The sequence below is a fragment of the Bradyrhizobium sp. WU425 genome (assembly GCF_021052305.1).
GTDB classification, from domain to species: Bacteria; Pseudomonadota; Alphaproteobacteria; order Rhizobiales; family Xanthobacteraceae; genus Bradyrhizobium; species Bradyrhizobium canariense_D.
This window is the reverse complement of sequence record NZ_CP088089.1, coordinates 2,897,010-2,910,470: the sequence shown is the minus strand read 5'-3', so window position 1 is coordinate 2,910,470 and position 13,461 is coordinate 2,897,010. Positions and strand designations below refer to the sequence as shown.

The following is a 13,461-nucleotide window of genomic DNA, read 5'->3' as shown; positions in this document are numbered from 1 at the left end:
ATTGGGTTCCAAGGGTTCCAACCGAGCTGGAATGAGAGGGTAAAACTTTAGTCGGCCCGCAAGCCCGGCGGCACTACCAAGCCTTCACCGGCCGATTGGCGTGGCTTGTCTGCGGGACACCCCGATTGAGCGACATGTGGGAATGCACACATAGCCAAGCATCGCCGTATCCTGAAAACACCATCGTGGCCCGGCCGGGGCGTGGAAACGCGCTGCCGTCGGGATGATAGCCCGTGCTCGTCCACGGCACGACCACGGTCGCTATCGTGCCATCGGACGATGCCAGGACCGAGGCCTGGTTGATGACGAAACGGAAGTCGGACGTCTTCGGCCACACGTTGTCCCATTGCGTGGTGACCCATTGGTCGAGGCCGGGAATGACATCATTGTGCGTGCCGAAGGCCAGCACTTCCGGATGGAAAAGCGGCCGCGCCGAAGCATAATCGACCTCGCGGACATAGCCCGCGAAGGTCTCCAGCCAGTGGCGGAAGAACTGCGTGATCTCGGTATTCGCGGTCGGCAAAGAGACCATCGTCTGCTCCATGTTCGCAACTCAATCGCGGCAATCTTTGTTGCCATGAGGCGAACCGTCCAGCAAGATATGTGGAGAGCACCGGTGGAGATCGATCGACCAACCGGGCCGATTTCATGGAGCCAGACTCATGAGACGCCTTCTCCTGCTTGCAGCCACGCTTATCGTCTCGTGCAACGTTGCCAGCGCGCAGTCCGTTCAGCCCTATGCCGGTCTTGAGCATCGCCCCATCAAGGCGCTGTCGCAGCAGCAGATCGACGATCTTCGAGTCGGACGTGGCATGGGCCTGGCACTTGCCGCCGAGCTCAATGGATATCCCGGTCCGAGCCATGTTCTCGAGTTCGGTGATCGGCTTGACTTGACTGCGGATCAGCGCATCCGGGTTCAGCGCCTCTTCGATGCCATGAAGCAAGAGGCGGTCCCGCTAGGTAACAAGCTGGTCGAGCAGGAAACGGAGTTGGACCGCCTCTTCTCCGCCCGCGTCGTGACGTCGGAGTCACTCAAGGCGGCCCTCGTGGCCATTTCGGAAACCCAGGCACTGCTCCGCGAAAGCCACCTCAAATACCATCTATCGACAACCGCCCTGCTCGATCAGAGCCAAATGCAGCGATACGCGGAGCTGCGCGGTTACCAACGCCCTGATGACTCCGAACAACACAAGCACCGTCACTAAAGGCGATCACCGCAATGCCGACAGCACGATGAGACCGAGGATCAGCGCCGTCAGCGAATATTTGAGCGTGTAGTAGACGTTGCGATTCCATTCCTTGACCTTGCGGCTCGCAAGATGGATCTCATAGAGCTTGCCGAACCCCTTGTTGAGCAGGCCGACGCTCTCGCCGTCGACGTTCTGGGTTGCAGAGGCCTTGACGATGTGGTGGCTGACCCAACGGTTTATCGCGGTCATGAAGCCGTATTTCATCGGACGCTCGACGTCGCAGAACAGGATGATGCGGTTGACGTCGGTGGCATTCTCCGCACTGTGGATGAAGGTCTCGTCGAACATAAAGGCCTCGCCGTCGCGCCAGACGCATTCGACGCCGTCGACCAGGATGCGGCACTTGTTCGAGTTCGGCGTGACAAGACCGAGGTGGTAGCGCAGCGAACCGGCGAAGGGATCGCGGTGGGCGCCGAGCTTGCCGCCCGGCGGCAGCATCGCAAACATCGCACCATGCACGCTCGGAATGGAGTTGAGCAGCTCCACCGTCTTCGGGCACAGCGTGCGCGCCGAAGGCAGGAAGTCATCGTACCATTTCAGGTAAAAGCGTTTCCAGCCGCTCTTGAAGAACGAATAGAAGCCCCGATCGTTGTTCTTCGCCGCCGCGCGAATGAAGCCTTCGTCGAACAGGCGAACGGCCTCGTCGCGAATGGTCTCCCAATTTTCGCTGAGGGCTTTCAGCTCCGGAAACTGCTCCACCGGGATCACCGGCTTGTTCGGCACCGCCGAGGCCGCGTACATCAGCACATTGTAGGGCGCGAGATAGGTGGAGTGGTCGCCGAGCTGGCGCGCAAAGCGCAGCCGCTGCTTGCTGCGGAAATGAACGTAGATCGTCGATGCCGCCAGCACATAGAGAATGACGAGTTGCGGCGCAAAAAACTGTTTTAGCATCTCCCCCGTTCCCCGGTGATTCAACCGGGGACGTGATCTATCCCGACGCGACCCAAGCGGCAAGATATTCGCCGGTGGGTTGCAATCACGCTCCGGAGATCAGGGTTGGGAACTTGACGCCGAACCGAGCCGAATCAGGCCCGTGACAGCGCCTGGAGGCCCTTGAAGGTAAGGCGCTTGGGGTCGGTGACGCCGGCAAGATACAGGCGGCGGATGAACGCGATGACTGCGTCGCGGTCGCAATCGGTCAACGCGACGACGGCGTCGACCGCGATTCTCTGGGCTTCCATTGGGCTCACCTCGGCCTTGCAAGTAACCCCGGCCGAGACAGGCTAGGACTCCGCGGTTAATCCGGCGTTAACCGTTCGGGCAACATGGCCGATTCACCCGACCCGCCGTATACGCAAAACAACGCATTTCCCGTGCGCGCAGCGGCTCACCGGGCAGTGATGCCGGTCTTGAGCCGAGCAAACTGTTTCTTCAGCCGCGGCACCGCAAAGTCCGTGAAGGTCCGCACCTTCGGCACCGAGAGCCGGCCCTGCGGACAGATCAAATGCGCGGGCATCTCGGGATCCTCGTGGCCGGCCAGGACGATCTCGAGTTCGCCGCGCGCGACCTGCTCACCTACCTGGTACGAATACATTCGCGCCACACCGCGGCCGGCGACGGCCGAGGCCACCGCCGCATAGGTGCTGTTGACGGCGAGCCGCGGCGTGAACTGCACCGTGCGGGCGGCCGACGACCCGGCCTGCGGTGCAAAGGTCCAGGAATGGGGAAGGTGCGCCATCGCGACGATCTGGTGCTTGGCGAGGTCGCCGGGCTCGGTAATGCGCGGATGCTGCTTCAGATAGCGCGGTGATGCTACCACGACGCGGCTGATCTCGCCGACCCGCATCGCGACCATTGCCGAATCCGCGAGATGACCGATGCGAAGCGCGACGTCGACCCCCTCCTCGATCAGATTGACCGCGCGATCGAACAGCAGGAGTTTTGCCGAGACGGTCGGATAGGCGTCGAGAAACGCATCGAGGATCGGCCGCAGCACCATCTCACCCGACACCACGGGCGCTGTGATCGTGAGCAGGCCGCGGGGGGCCGTGCGCGGCCCGGTCGCGATGTCGTCGGCCTCCTCCAACTCGGTGAGCACGCGGCGACAGACCGCGACATAGCGCTCGCCCTCCTCGCTCAGCTTGATGGAGCGTGTGGTCCTGTGCAGCAGCTCGGCACCGACCCGCTGCTCCAGGAAAGCAATGGCGCGGCTCACCGCCGCCGGCGAACGGCCGAGCTTGCGGCCCGCGGCCGCGAGGCTGCCCTCGTCCACCGCAAGGACAAACACCTTCATCGCATCCAGACGATCCATACGTTTCCCGCCAGCCCATCGAGGTCAGATTGGAAGCTAGGCGTTCGCTCCTGCCGCGACAACCACCACCGGGAGCCCGCCCGGCATTCGTTCGCGCCGCGAAAGAGTGTCTGCCGGACAGCGCGTATTCGCAGCCGGCCCGCTGCGGCGTACCTCATCGACTAAGCCAGCCGCTGCTGGCGCAGGTTCTGAAAAGCCAACAACAGGAGCCCATCATGGGTATCGAACAGAAGGTTGCCATCATCACCGGTGCTTCGCAGGGCATCGGTGCCGCCCTGGTCCAGGGTTTCCGCGATCGCAACTATCGCGTCGTCGCGACGGCGCGCTCCATTAAGCCGTCGGGCGATGAAGATGTCCTCACCATTGCCGGCGACATCGCCGACCGGAAGACCGCCGAGCGCGTGGTCTCGCAAGCCGTCGCCCGCTTCGGCCGCGTCGACACTCTGGTCAACAACGCCGGTATCTTCGTCGCAAAGCCGTTCACGCAGTATACGGCGGAGGACTATGCAGCGGTGATGGGCACCAACGTCGCTGGTTTCTTCCACGTCACGCAGCTTGGCATCGCCGAGATGGAAAAGCAGAGGTCCGGCCACGTCGTCCAGATCACGACGACGCTGGTCGACCAGGCCAATTCGAACGTGCCCTCGGTGCTGGCCTCGCTGAGCAAGGGTGGGTTGAGCGCCGCGACGAAGTCACTGGCGATCGAATATGCCAAGCGTGGTATCCGCGTGAACGCGGTGTCGCCCGGCATCATCAAGTCGCCGATGCATCCCATCGCGACGCACGCCCAGCTCGATGCGCTGCATCCCGTCGGCCATATGGGCGAGATGTCCGACATCGTCGATGCCGTGCTCTATCTCGAGGGCGCCTCCTTCGTCACCGGCGAAATCCTGCATGTCGACGGCGGCCAGAGCGCCGGCCACTGAACGCTAGCGCCTTCGCGCACGAGGACGATATGACAGACGCAGATGCCAAGCAGCAAGTCCACCCCCGATCGCATCAGCGGTCGGGTTCGACATCACAGACTTGCTCACAGCAAACCTGGCGATATGCGGTAGCAGGATTGTCCGCATCGCTGGTCGGGCTTGGCCTCGCGCGCTTTTCCTACACGCCGCTAATCCCGGCCCTGATCGCCGCAAAATGGTTCGACCCGTCCGACGTCGTCTATCTCGGTGCAGCGAACCTGGTCGGCTATCTTGCCGGCGCGCTCGCGGCGCGGACCGTGGCCGCGCGCATCGGCGCCGTTCGCGGCTTGCGGGCGATGATGTTGCTCGCGACCCTCTCCTTTTTTGCCAGCTCGACCCCGGTGTCGTTCACCTGGTTCTTCGCCTGGCGCTTCCTGTCGGGGCTCACCGGCGGAATCATCATGGTACTGGCGGCCTCCGTCATTCTGCCTCATATCTCGGCGGCGAGGCGCGGCATCGTCGGCGGCGTGATCTTTGCGGGCGTCGGGCTCGGTGTCGCCGCATCCGGCACGCTGGTGCCGCTGTTGCTGCAGCAAGGCTTGCAACAGAGTTGGTATGGTCTTGGCGTGCTCGCGGGCACGCTCACGCTGGTGAGCTGGTGGAACTGGCCCGCTGAGGCCAAGGCCAATACCGTGTCATCGCAGCGGGCGAAGCACGCTTCGCCCGCTGCTCGCGGCTTGCTCGTCCAATACGGCCTCAACGCGGTGGCGCTGGTGCCGCACATGGTCTTCATCGTCGATTTCGTCGCGCGCGGCCTCGGCCAGGGTATTGTTGCGGGATCGCACTACTGGGTGCTCTATGGCCTTGGCGCAATCGTCGGCCCGCTGGTCACCGGTCATCTCGGGGACCGCGCTGGGTTTGGACCGGCGCTGCGCGCCGCCTTCCTGATCGAAGCGGCCGCCGTGTTGCTCCCCACCGTCAGTACCGCGCCTCTCCCGCTAATCGTATCGAGCGTGGTGGTCGGCGGCTTCACACCTGGCATCGTACCGCTCGTGCTCGGACGCATCCATGAGCTGGTCCCACATTCTGCCGAGCAGCAGCGCACGACATGGAGCCATGCCACGACCAGCTTTGCGCTGTTCCAGGCGGCCGCGGCCTACGGCTTCTCCTGGATCTACGCACAGACCGGCGGCGATTATCTCGTCTTGTTCGCGCTGGGCGGCGGCGCCGTGGTGCTCGCACTCGCAATTGATCTCGCCCTGCCGCTTGCCACGCGCAAGGCTTAGAACGCCGCGGTCGTCGCGATCAGGAATATTGCATCACGCCGTCGTCGATCCGGCCGAACCGCAAGGACACGATGTCGAGCGCGTAGTTTTGGTAGAGCCGCCACGGCCGCTTCGAGCCTTGCTTTGGCATCTTTGCGACCGAGCGCTGCACATAACCCGAGGTGAAATCGAGCGACGGCTGCGCCGTGATCGTGGGATCGTCATTATGTGGCATGCACTGCCGGAAATTGCGCCGGTCCATGTAGTTGATGAGCCGACAGACATATTCGCAGGTGAGGTCGCATTTCAGCGTCCATGATGCGTTGGTGTAGCCGAACGCAGAAGCCATGTTGGGCACGTCGGCATACATCATGCCCTTGTAGGTCAGCGTGTTGGCGAAATCCGCGGCGCGGCCGTCGACACTGATGTCAAGACCGCCGACGACCTGGAGCACCAGTCCCGTCGCGGTCACGATGATGTCCGCCGCAAGCTCGCTGCCGTCCTTCAGGCGGATACCATCGTGCGTGAACGTGTCGATCTCTTTGGTGACTACGGAGGCGCGCTGCTCGCGGATCGCCTTGAACAGGTCGCCATCCGGCACGAGGCAGAGCCGCTGGTCCCACGGATTGTAGCGCGGCGTGAAATGGGTCGCGACGTCGTAGTCGGGGCCGAGCGCCATCTGCACGCCCTTGAGAACCAGCTCCTTCACCTTCGCAGGGCGGCGCCGAATGAGCTGGAAGAAGAACATCCCCCACATCACGTTGCGCCAGCGGATCAGGTGATAGGCAAGCCGCGTCGGCAGATTGCGCCGCAATTTGTTGGCGACGGGATCCTGTGCAGGGCGCGACACCACATAGGTCGGCGAGCGCTGCAGCATGGTGACCTGCGCGGCCGTCTTGGCGAGCTCCGGCACCAGCGTCACCGCGGTCGCGCCCGAGCCAATCACGACGACGCGCTTGCCCGCGCAGTCGATGTCGTCGGTCCATTTCTGCGGATGCACGATGCGGCCGGCGAAATCCGCGAACCCCGGAAACTCCGGCGTGTAGCCCGCCTCGTATTTGTAATAGCCCGAGCACATGAACAGGAAATTGCAGGTGAAGCGCACGGTTTGTGCCACGCCCTCGCCGGTGATGCGCTCGGCCTCGACGGTCCAGCGCGCTTCACTCGTCGACCACGCCGCACGCTTGACCCGATGGTGAAAGCGAATGTGCTTCTCGGTGCCGTTCTCGGCTGCGGTTTCGCGAACGTAGCTGAGAATTTGCGCGCCGTCGGCGATCGCCTTCGGATCGGTCCAGGGCTTGAAGGAATAGCCGAGCGTGAACATGTCGCTGTCGGAGCGGACGCCGGGATAGCGAAACAGGTCCCAGGTGCCGCCGATACAGTCGCGTCCCTCAAGGATGACGTAGCTCTTGGTCGGACATTTGGTCTGAAGATGATAGCCCGCGCCGATCCCGGACAGGCCGGCACCGACGATCAGCAAGTCGAAATGGTCTTGAGCCATTGTTTCCTCTGCCAAGGATTGTCTGACCGGGATCATTGCTCGTCAACTGGCAATCGGCCTGACACAACCTCGAGGAGACGCGTGCGTCACGCTCAAGACAATAAAGCCCCGGATCGCTCCGGGGCTTTGCGTCGAAAATAGATACGATCAGCGGATCAGTAGCGGTAATGGTCCGACTTGTACGGACCTTCCTGCTTGACGCCGATGTAGTCGGCCTGGTCCTTGCGCAGCTCGGTGAGCTTGACGCCGATCTTGGCGAGGTGCAGGCGCGCGACCTTTTCGTCGAGCGACTTCGGCAGCACGTAGACTTCCTTCTTGTACTTGCCGTCCTTGTTGTTGGCGAAAAGCTCGATCTGCGCCAGCGTCTGGTTGGTGAAGGAGGCCGACATCACGAAGGACGGATGGCCCATCGCGTTGCCGAGGTTCACGAGGCGGCCTTCCGACAGCATGATGATGCGATGCTTGTCGGGGAATTCGATCTCGTCGACCTGCGGCTTGATGTTGGTCCATTTCAGGTTACGCAGACCCGCGATCTGGATCTCGTTGTCGAAGTGACCGATGTTGCAGACGATGGCGCGATCCTTCATCGCGCGCATGTGCTCGATCGTGATGATGTCCTTGTTGCCGGTCGCGGTGACGAAGATGTCGGCGCGGGGCGCGGCGTCTTCCATGGTCACGACTTCATAGCCTTCCATCGCCGCCTGCAGCGCGCAGATCGGATCGACTTCGGAGACCATGACGCGGCAGCCGGCCTGGCGCAGCGAGGCGGCCGAACCCTTGCCGACGTCGCCGAAGCCCGCGACCATCGCGACCTTGCCGGACATCATCACGTCGGTGCCGCGGCGGATGCCGTCGACCAGCGATTCACGGCAGCCGTAGAGATTGTCGAACTTCGACTTGGTGACGCTGTCGTTGACGTTGATGGCTGGCCATAGCAGCGTGCCGGCCTTTTGCATGTCATAGAGACGATGCACGCCCGTGGTGGTCTCTTCGGAAACGCCCTTGATGCTCTTGGCGATCTCGGCGAAGTAGCCCTTCGGCTTCTCCTTGAGCTGCTTCTTCAGCAGCGCGAAGAAGACTTCCTCTTCTTCCGAACCCGGCTTGTCCAGGAACTTGGTGTCGCCGTTCTCGGCGCGCAGGCCGAGATGGACGTACATGGTGGCGTCGCCGCCGTCGTCGAGGATCATGTTCGGGTGACCGCCGCCGTGCCAGTCGAACAGCTTGGCGGTGTAGTCCCAGTACTCGGTAAGGCTCTCACCCTTGACGGCGAATACCGGAATGCCGGCGGCTGCGATCGCCGCCGCGGCGTGGTCCTGCGTCGAATAGATGTTGCAGGAGACCCAGCGGATGTCGGCGCCGAGCGCGGCCAGCGTCTCGATCAGCACGCCGGTCTGGATCGTCATGTGCAGCGAGCCGGCGATACGCGCGCCCTTCAGCGGCTGCTTCGGGCCGTACTCCTCGCGGGTGGCCATCAGGCCGGGCATCTCGGTCTCGGCGAGCGAGAGCTCCTTGCGGCCGAAATCGGCGAGCGAAATGTCCTTGACGATGTAATCGGTGAAGCCGGGCTTCGCGTTCATTGCTGGCGTCCTGTTGTTGAATTGGTCATCCCGGGTCACCCTGGAGGGGCGAGCCCGGAATCTCGAGGCGATGGAAGTACCGGGTTCGCCGCTGTCGCGGCGCCCCGAAATGTCGTCGGTGATCAGACCGCGCGCTTGAGCGCTTCGACGAGATCGGTCTTCTCCCAGGAGAAGCCGCCCTCGTTGTCGGGAGTACGGCCGAAATGGCCATAGGCGGAGGTGCGCGCGTAGATCGGGCGGTTGAGATCGAGATGGCTGCGGATGCCACGCGGGGTGAGATCCATCGCCTTGGCCGCGGCCTTCTCGAGCTGATCCTCCGACACCTTACCGGTGCCGTGGGTGTCGATGTAGATCGACAGCGGACGCGCCACGCCGATGGCGTAGGCGAGCTGCAGCGTGCAGCGGTCGGCAAGACCGGCCGCGACGATGTTCTTGGCGACATAGCGGGCAGCGTAAGCCGCGGAGCGGTCGACCTTGGTCGGATCCTTGCCGGAGAACGCGCCGCCACCATGCGGAGCCGCGCCACCATAGGTGTCGACGATGATCTTGCGGCCGGTCAGGCCGGAATCGCCGTCGGGACCGCCGATGTAGAACTTGCCGGTCGGGTTGATGTGCCAGATGGTCTTCGCCGTGATCCAATCCTTCGGCAGCGCCTCACGCACATAGGGCTCGACGATGTCGCGAATCTGCTTGGACGAGATGTCCTCGACCAGATGCTGGTGCGACACCACGATCTCGCGCACGCCGACCGGCTTGCCGTTCTCGTACTGCACGGTGACCTGGCTCTTCGAGTCCGGGCCCAACACCTTCTCGCGGCCGGAGTGCCGCGCTTCCGAGATGAGGCGCAGGATCTTATGGGCGTAGAAGATCGGCGCCGGCATCAGATCGGGCGTCTCGTTGGTGGCGTAGCCGAACATGATGCCCTGGTCGCCAGCGCCCTCTTCCTTGACTTCGCCCGGCTGCAGCGCATCGACGCCCTGCGCGATGTCGGCCGACTGCGGATGCAGCAGGATCTCAATGTCCGCCTTCTCCCAGTGGAAACCTTCCTGCTCGTAGCCGATGTCCTTGATCGCGGCGCGCACGACACCTTCGATCTGCTCGTTGGTGACGGATGCGGGACCGCGGGTCTCGCCGGCGATCACGACCTTGTTGGTGGTCGCGAGCGTTTCGCAGGCGGCACGAATTTGCCAGGGATCGATGCCGGCTTTCGGTCCTTCGCGGTAGAACAGATCGACGATCTCGTCGGAGATCCGGTCGCACACCTTGTCCGGATGGCCTTCGGACACGGACTCGCTGGTGAAGAGATAGGACGCGCGCATCAGTAACCCCTTGTTCCGCCGCTAGCTGGCGGGCGTTGCGATATTTAGCTTTGAATGATGTCAATCACGCCGGCGCGAGATGACGTAGGATTCGTCGAGAAACCAGAGCCCATTGTACTTTCGCAGCACGTCCCTGGCGGCGTCCAGAGTGCGGCCGTTTTGAGTCATTTCCGTCAACCGGTCGTCCTCAATCTGAGCGACATACACCGCCGCATTCCAGGCTGCAAAGGCCGTCGAGGTTCCGATGGTGCCCGTCACCTCGTTGGGCAGCGCTTCCATATCATACCTGAAGATCGAGCGGTTATCTGCATAAGCATTAAAATTTAAGTCGCGGCCCACCGAGCCGAGCTCGTACTTCACCGCGCGCAATAGCTCATGACGGCTCACCGAGAAAGGATTTTCTCCGGGCCAGATCGCCTGGATCATCTCCATGCCCGGATCCTGGCCATGGGAGTGAATACCGATCAGGCGGCCGCCTGCCCGCAAGGCCCGCGCCAGGGGCGCTATGATCCGTTTTGCCCTGAAATTGACCGAGGACAGCGCCCGGTATGGCTGGGATGCGATAACGAGGTCGAAATTGGCCTCGGCCTGACCCGGCCGTGGAATGGTCGAATCGAGCAGAAACCGCTGATCTTCACGGTAGAGCACCAGCACGACGGGCCGCTCATAAAGCGGCATCCCCGTGCGCGGGCTGACCGCTGCGCGCCAGTTCTGCTCCAAAAACGGCTTCAACTCCGCGATTTGCGTCTCGAACTCACCGGAGGAGGCACCCCGCAGGGGAACCTCGTGCCAGACGGTCGCGGCGGCCGCCGCGGGCGATGCCGGCGTGAGCCAGGGCGCCTCCGCGTAGAGCATGTTGGTAAAAACGAACACCGAGGCCGGGTGCTCGAAAATGCGATCCGGCACCTTGTCCAGCGTCAGGCGGAGGTCCTCGAGACTGAGCTCCTTGCCGGCGACATAGAATGGCATGTGCGGAAAGCGCTGGTGCATCGAGCGCAGCACGCGCGCCAGCACCGTGCCGTCGCCAACGCCGGCATCGAACACGCGCAGCGCCGGGGGCCGGGGATGGATGCTGGCAAGCTCCAGCGCCACGCGCTCGGCGACCACCCGCTTCTCACTGCAAGTGTGGACGAACAGCAGGTATTTCTGCCGGTTCTCGAAAAAGCGGAAATTGCCGCGCGGATCGCGCTTTTCCGGGGGCACCTGAAGCCCCCGCGGCGGCGGCACGCCGCCGGCCATCGATGCAGCCATGTAGGCCTGGATCCGGTCCAGGGTATCGATCGTGATGCGTTTGCCCTCGCGCAAGCGGTGCACGAGCTTCCCATCGTTCACCGCGCGCCGGCCGAACGTCGACTCCGCCATGTCCGCCTTACGGCAGAACTCGGTGATTTGGCTCAGGATTTCGTCATTCTTCATGGAGTGGGACGCAGTGGGCAGAGGGATTGGGTACTGCCTCCTAGCAAAATCTGCCCACCGAGGGAATAGCGATAGAGCCACCCCTGTTTGCCGTTTGTACAACAGGGAGCCGTGAACCACCTTCCCCTGCCGGGTAACCAACAGACGCCTCTCCTCTACGGGACCACCGCCAATGCGTCGCCTGCTCGTCGCGCTCTGCCTGCTCGCCGCAACCCTGTGGTCGGCGCCAGCTTTTGCGCAGGCGCGCAACCAGCTTGGGCCGCTCTGCACCACCGACACCATGCCGGCAGACCAGATGATCGACGCCTGCAGCAAGATCATTTCGCTGAACGTTTTTAAAGGCGAGCAGCTCGCGACGGTCTACTTCTGGCGCGCGGTGGGCTGGAATAAGAAGGGCGATTACGCCAAGGTCATCACTGACGCCACGGAAGCGATCCGGCTCCAGCCGAGCCAGGCAGTCTACAATCTACGCGGCTCGGCGTATTACGACAGAGGCGAGTACGAGATCGCGGTCGCTGATTTCGACGATGCGCTGAAGCTCGGCCCGCCTGACGGAACCATCTTCCACAATCGCGGTAATGCCTGGCGCGGCAAAGGCGATTACGCCAAGGCGATCGCCGACTACGACATGTCGATCAAGGCCAATCCAAAATCGGCGTTCTCGTACCAGAACCGCGGCATCTCCAAGGAGGCGCTCGGCGATCTCGACGGCGCGCTGACCGACATCAACCAGGCGATCCGGCTCGACCCGACGCTGCCGCAGCCGCTGATCAACCGGACCGCGATCTGGCGTGTCAGAGGCGATTACGATCGCGCGATTGTCGACGGGAGCGAAGCGCTTCGGCTCGCGAAAGAGAAGCCGCCCGTCAACATCATGACTCCGCCGAACAGCGTGCTGATCTCAGGCTACACCCATCGCGCGCTGGCCTATGAGGCGAAAGGGGATTACGCGCACGCGAGCGACGACTACAAGGCGACGCTGGCGATCGCGGCGTCCGATGCCGGCAGCAAGGCCAATCAAGCCACCGCAAAGGTGCGGCTGTCGCTGATCACCGACGCAAGCACACCGATCCCGCGCGATGCGCCGTCACCGACCGAGCCGGCAAAGGCACCGGCTCCCCAGCAGACCGGTGCCGCGCCGCCCCCCTCGCCTGCTCCGGCCGCGCGCGGCACGCGCATGGCGCTGATCATCGGCAATGGCGCCTATTCGCATGTCAAGGCGCTCCCCAATCCGCCCAATGACGCGCGCGCCATTGCCAGGGCCTTGCGCGATATCGGCTTCACGGTATCAGAAGGCGTCGATCTCGACCGCGCGGCGATGCAGAAGATGACGCGTGACTTCTTGCGGGAAGCGGCGCGGGCGCAGGTCGTATTGGTCTACTATGCCGGCCACGGTGTGCAGGTCGACGGCCGCAACTATCTCATTCCTGTCGACGTCGAACTCAAGCCGGGCGCGAGGATGACGGACGCGATGATCGACATGGACACGATCATGGCCGGCCTCGACGACCAGGTCCGCACCAACATCTTGATCTTCGATGCCTGCCGCAATAATCCGATGGCACAGCAGGTCGCATCAGCCGGCACCAACCGCGCCATCGAAGCTGCCTCGGGCCTCGCAGCGCCACCGAGCCTGGGCGCCGGCGCGATGCTCGGCGCCGGCACGCTGATCGCTTTCGCCACTGCGCCGGGCCAGGTCGCTCTCGACGGCGAAGGCGCCAACTCGCCGTTTTCCGCTGCCCTCTCCCGCCACATCGGCACGCCCGGTCTCGAGGTGCAGCAGATGCTGACACGTGTGCGGGCGGAGGTGGTTTCGACCACGAAGAGCAAGCAGGTGCCGTGGTCGAACTCGTCGCTGCTGGGAGAGGTCTATCTGGCGGAGAAATGATGCGAATTGGCATCGTCCCGGCAAACTGCCTTTACCCTGGCGAGCGTAGCATCCGGGAACAAGCAGTCCCGCACATCGCGAGGCTCTTG

At 63.3% G+C, this 13,461-nt stretch carries 12 protein-coding genes; 4 read left to right on the top strand and 8 right to left on the bottom strand.

The window, feature by feature from the left end; genetic code table 11:
- Positions 1-73 precede the first annotated feature (73 nt).
- Positions 74-532 (bottom strand): YybH family protein, encoded by a 459-nt coding sequence (locus BcanWU425_RS13805; RefSeq protein WP_204511791.1) that lies wholly within the window; start codon positions 530-532, stop codon positions 74-76.
- 130 nt (positions 533-662) lie between these two features.
- On the opposite strand from BcanWU425_RS13805, the gene BcanWU425_RS13800 reads away from it, so the two are divergent.
- Positions 663-1,205, top strand: coding sequence for a periplasmic heavy metal sensor (locus BcanWU425_RS13800; protein WP_204511792.1), 543 nt, complete (start codon positions 663-665; stop codon positions 1,203-1,205).
- Positions 1,206-1,211: 6 nt separating this feature from the next.
- Here the strand turns inward: BcanWU425_RS13800 and BcanWU425_RS13795 are convergent, their stop codons facing one another.
- The 3 genes from BcanWU425_RS13795 to BcanWU425_RS13785 all read right to left on the bottom strand — a co-directional run bounded on the left by BcanWU425_RS13795 (position 1,212) and on the right by BcanWU425_RS13785 (position 3,501).
- On the bottom strand, positions 1,212-2,141 hold the full coding sequence (locus BcanWU425_RS13795; RefSeq protein ID WP_204511793.1) for an aspartyl/asparaginyl beta-hydroxylase domain-containing protein: 930 nt from the start codon (positions 2,139-2,141) through the stop codon (positions 1,212-1,214).
- A 134-nt stretch (positions 2,142-2,275) separates the two neighbouring features.
- Entirely contained in the window at positions 2,276-2,431 is a 156-nt protein-coding gene (locus BcanWU425_RS13790; protein WP_007612486.1) for a hypothetical protein, read from the bottom strand.
- 146 nt (positions 2,432-2,577) lie between these two features.
- Entirely contained in the window at positions 2,578-3,501 is a 924-nt protein-coding gene (locus BcanWU425_RS13785) for a LysR family transcriptional regulator (protein ID WP_204511794.1), read from the bottom strand.
- 215 nt (positions 3,502-3,716) lie between these two features.
- On the opposite strand from BcanWU425_RS13785, the gene BcanWU425_RS13780 reads away from it, so the two are divergent.
- Together BcanWU425_RS13780 and BcanWU425_RS13775 are read left to right on the top strand one after the other, a co-directional pair.
- Positions 3,717-4,427 carry an SDR family NAD(P)-dependent oxidoreductase gene (locus BcanWU425_RS13780; RefSeq protein ID WP_204511795.1) on the top strand — a complete coding sequence of 237 codons (711 nt, stop codon included), beginning with the start codon at positions 3,717-3,719 and terminating at the stop codon, positions 4,425-4,427.
- 29 nt (positions 4,428-4,456) lie between these two features.
- A complete protein-coding gene (locus BcanWU425_RS13775; protein ID WP_231190554.1) occupies positions 4,457-5,692 on the top strand; it encodes a YbfB/YjiJ family MFS transporter in 1,236 nt (411 codons plus the stop codon).
- 19 nt (positions 5,693-5,711) lie between these two features.
- Here the strand turns inward: BcanWU425_RS13775 and BcanWU425_RS13770 are convergent, their stop codons facing one another.
- The 4 genes from BcanWU425_RS13770 to BcanWU425_RS13755 form a co-directional block, all read right to left on the bottom strand.
- Entirely contained in the window at positions 5,712-7,172 is a 1,461-nt protein-coding gene (locus tag BcanWU425_RS13770; RefSeq protein WP_231190553.1) for a flavin-containing monooxygenase, read from the bottom strand.
- A 155-nt stretch (positions 7,173-7,327) separates the two neighbouring features.
- Entirely contained in the window at positions 7,328-8,749 is a 1,422-nt protein-coding gene (ahcY, locus tag BcanWU425_RS13765) for an adenosylhomocysteinase (RefSeq protein ID WP_007601979.1), read from the bottom strand.
- A 122-nt stretch (positions 8,750-8,871) separates the two neighbouring features.
- Positions 8,872-10,068: a methionine adenosyltransferase gene (metK, locus tag BcanWU425_RS13760; RefSeq protein ID WP_204511798.1), complete on the bottom strand. Its 1,197-nt coding sequence runs from the start codon at positions 10,066-10,068 to the stop codon at positions 8,872-8,874.
- Positions 10,069-10,128: 60 nt separating this feature from the next.
- A complete protein-coding gene (locus tag BcanWU425_RS13755; protein ID WP_018457294.1) occupies positions 10,129-11,484 on the bottom strand; it encodes a hypothetical protein in 1,356 nt (451 codons plus the stop codon).
- Between the two features lie 172 nt (positions 11,485-11,656).
- Between BcanWU425_RS13755 and BcanWU425_RS13750 the strand changes: the two genes are divergently transcribed.
- Positions 11,657-13,372 (top strand): caspase family protein, encoded by a 1,716-nt coding sequence (locus BcanWU425_RS13750; RefSeq protein WP_204511799.1) that lies wholly within the window; start codon positions 11,657-11,659, stop codon positions 13,370-13,372.
- Positions 13,373-13,461 lie beyond the last annotated feature (89 nt).

Excerpts from the sequence above, each read along its gene's own strand:
- BcanWU425_RS13755 (WP_018457294.1), bottom strand. The coding sequence starts at position 11,484 with ATGAAGAATGACGAAATCCTGAGCCAAATCACCGAGTTCTGCCGTAAG.
- BcanWU425_RS13790 (WP_007612486.1), bottom strand. The coding sequence starts at position 2,431 with ATGGAAGCCCAGAGAATCGCGGTCGACGCCGTCGTCGCGTTGACCGAT.
- ahcY (WP_007601979.1), bottom strand. The coding sequence starts at position 8,749 with ATGAACGCGAAGCCCGGCTTCACCGATTACATCGTCAAGGACATTTCG.
- BcanWU425_RS13770 (WP_231190553.1), bottom strand. The coding sequence starts at position 7,172 with ATGGCTCAAGACCATTTCGACTTGCTGATCGTCGGTGCCGGCCTGTCC.
- BcanWU425_RS13800 (WP_204511792.1), top strand. The coding sequence starts at position 663 with ATGAGACGCCTTCTCCTGCTTGCAGCCACGCTTATCGTCTCGTGCAAC.
- BcanWU425_RS13780 (WP_204511795.1), top strand. The coding sequence starts at position 3,717 with ATGGGTATCGAACAGAAGGTTGCCATCATCACCGGTGCTTCGCAGGGC.
- metK (WP_204511798.1), bottom strand. The coding sequence starts at position 10,068 with ATGCGCGCGTCCTATCTCTTCACCAGCGAGTCCGTGTCCGAAGGCCAT.
- BcanWU425_RS13785 (WP_204511794.1), bottom strand. The coding sequence starts at position 3,501 with ATGGATCGTCTGGATGCGATGAAGGTGTTTGTCCTTGCGGTGGACGAG.
- BcanWU425_RS13805 (WP_204511791.1), bottom strand. The coding sequence starts at position 532 with ATGGTCTCTTTGCCGACCGCGAATACCGAGATCACGCAGTTCTTCCGC.
- BcanWU425_RS13775 (WP_231190554.1), top strand. The coding sequence starts at position 4,457 with ATGACAGACGCAGATGCCAAGCAGCAAGTCCACCCCCGATCGCATCAG.
- BcanWU425_RS13795 (WP_204511793.1), bottom strand. The coding sequence starts at position 2,141 with ATGCTAAAACAGTTTTTTGCGCCGCAACTCGTCATTCTCTATGTGCTG.
- BcanWU425_RS13750 (WP_204511799.1), top strand. The coding sequence starts at position 11,657 with ATGCGTCGCCTGCTCGTCGCGCTCTGCCTGCTCGCCGCAACCCTGTGG.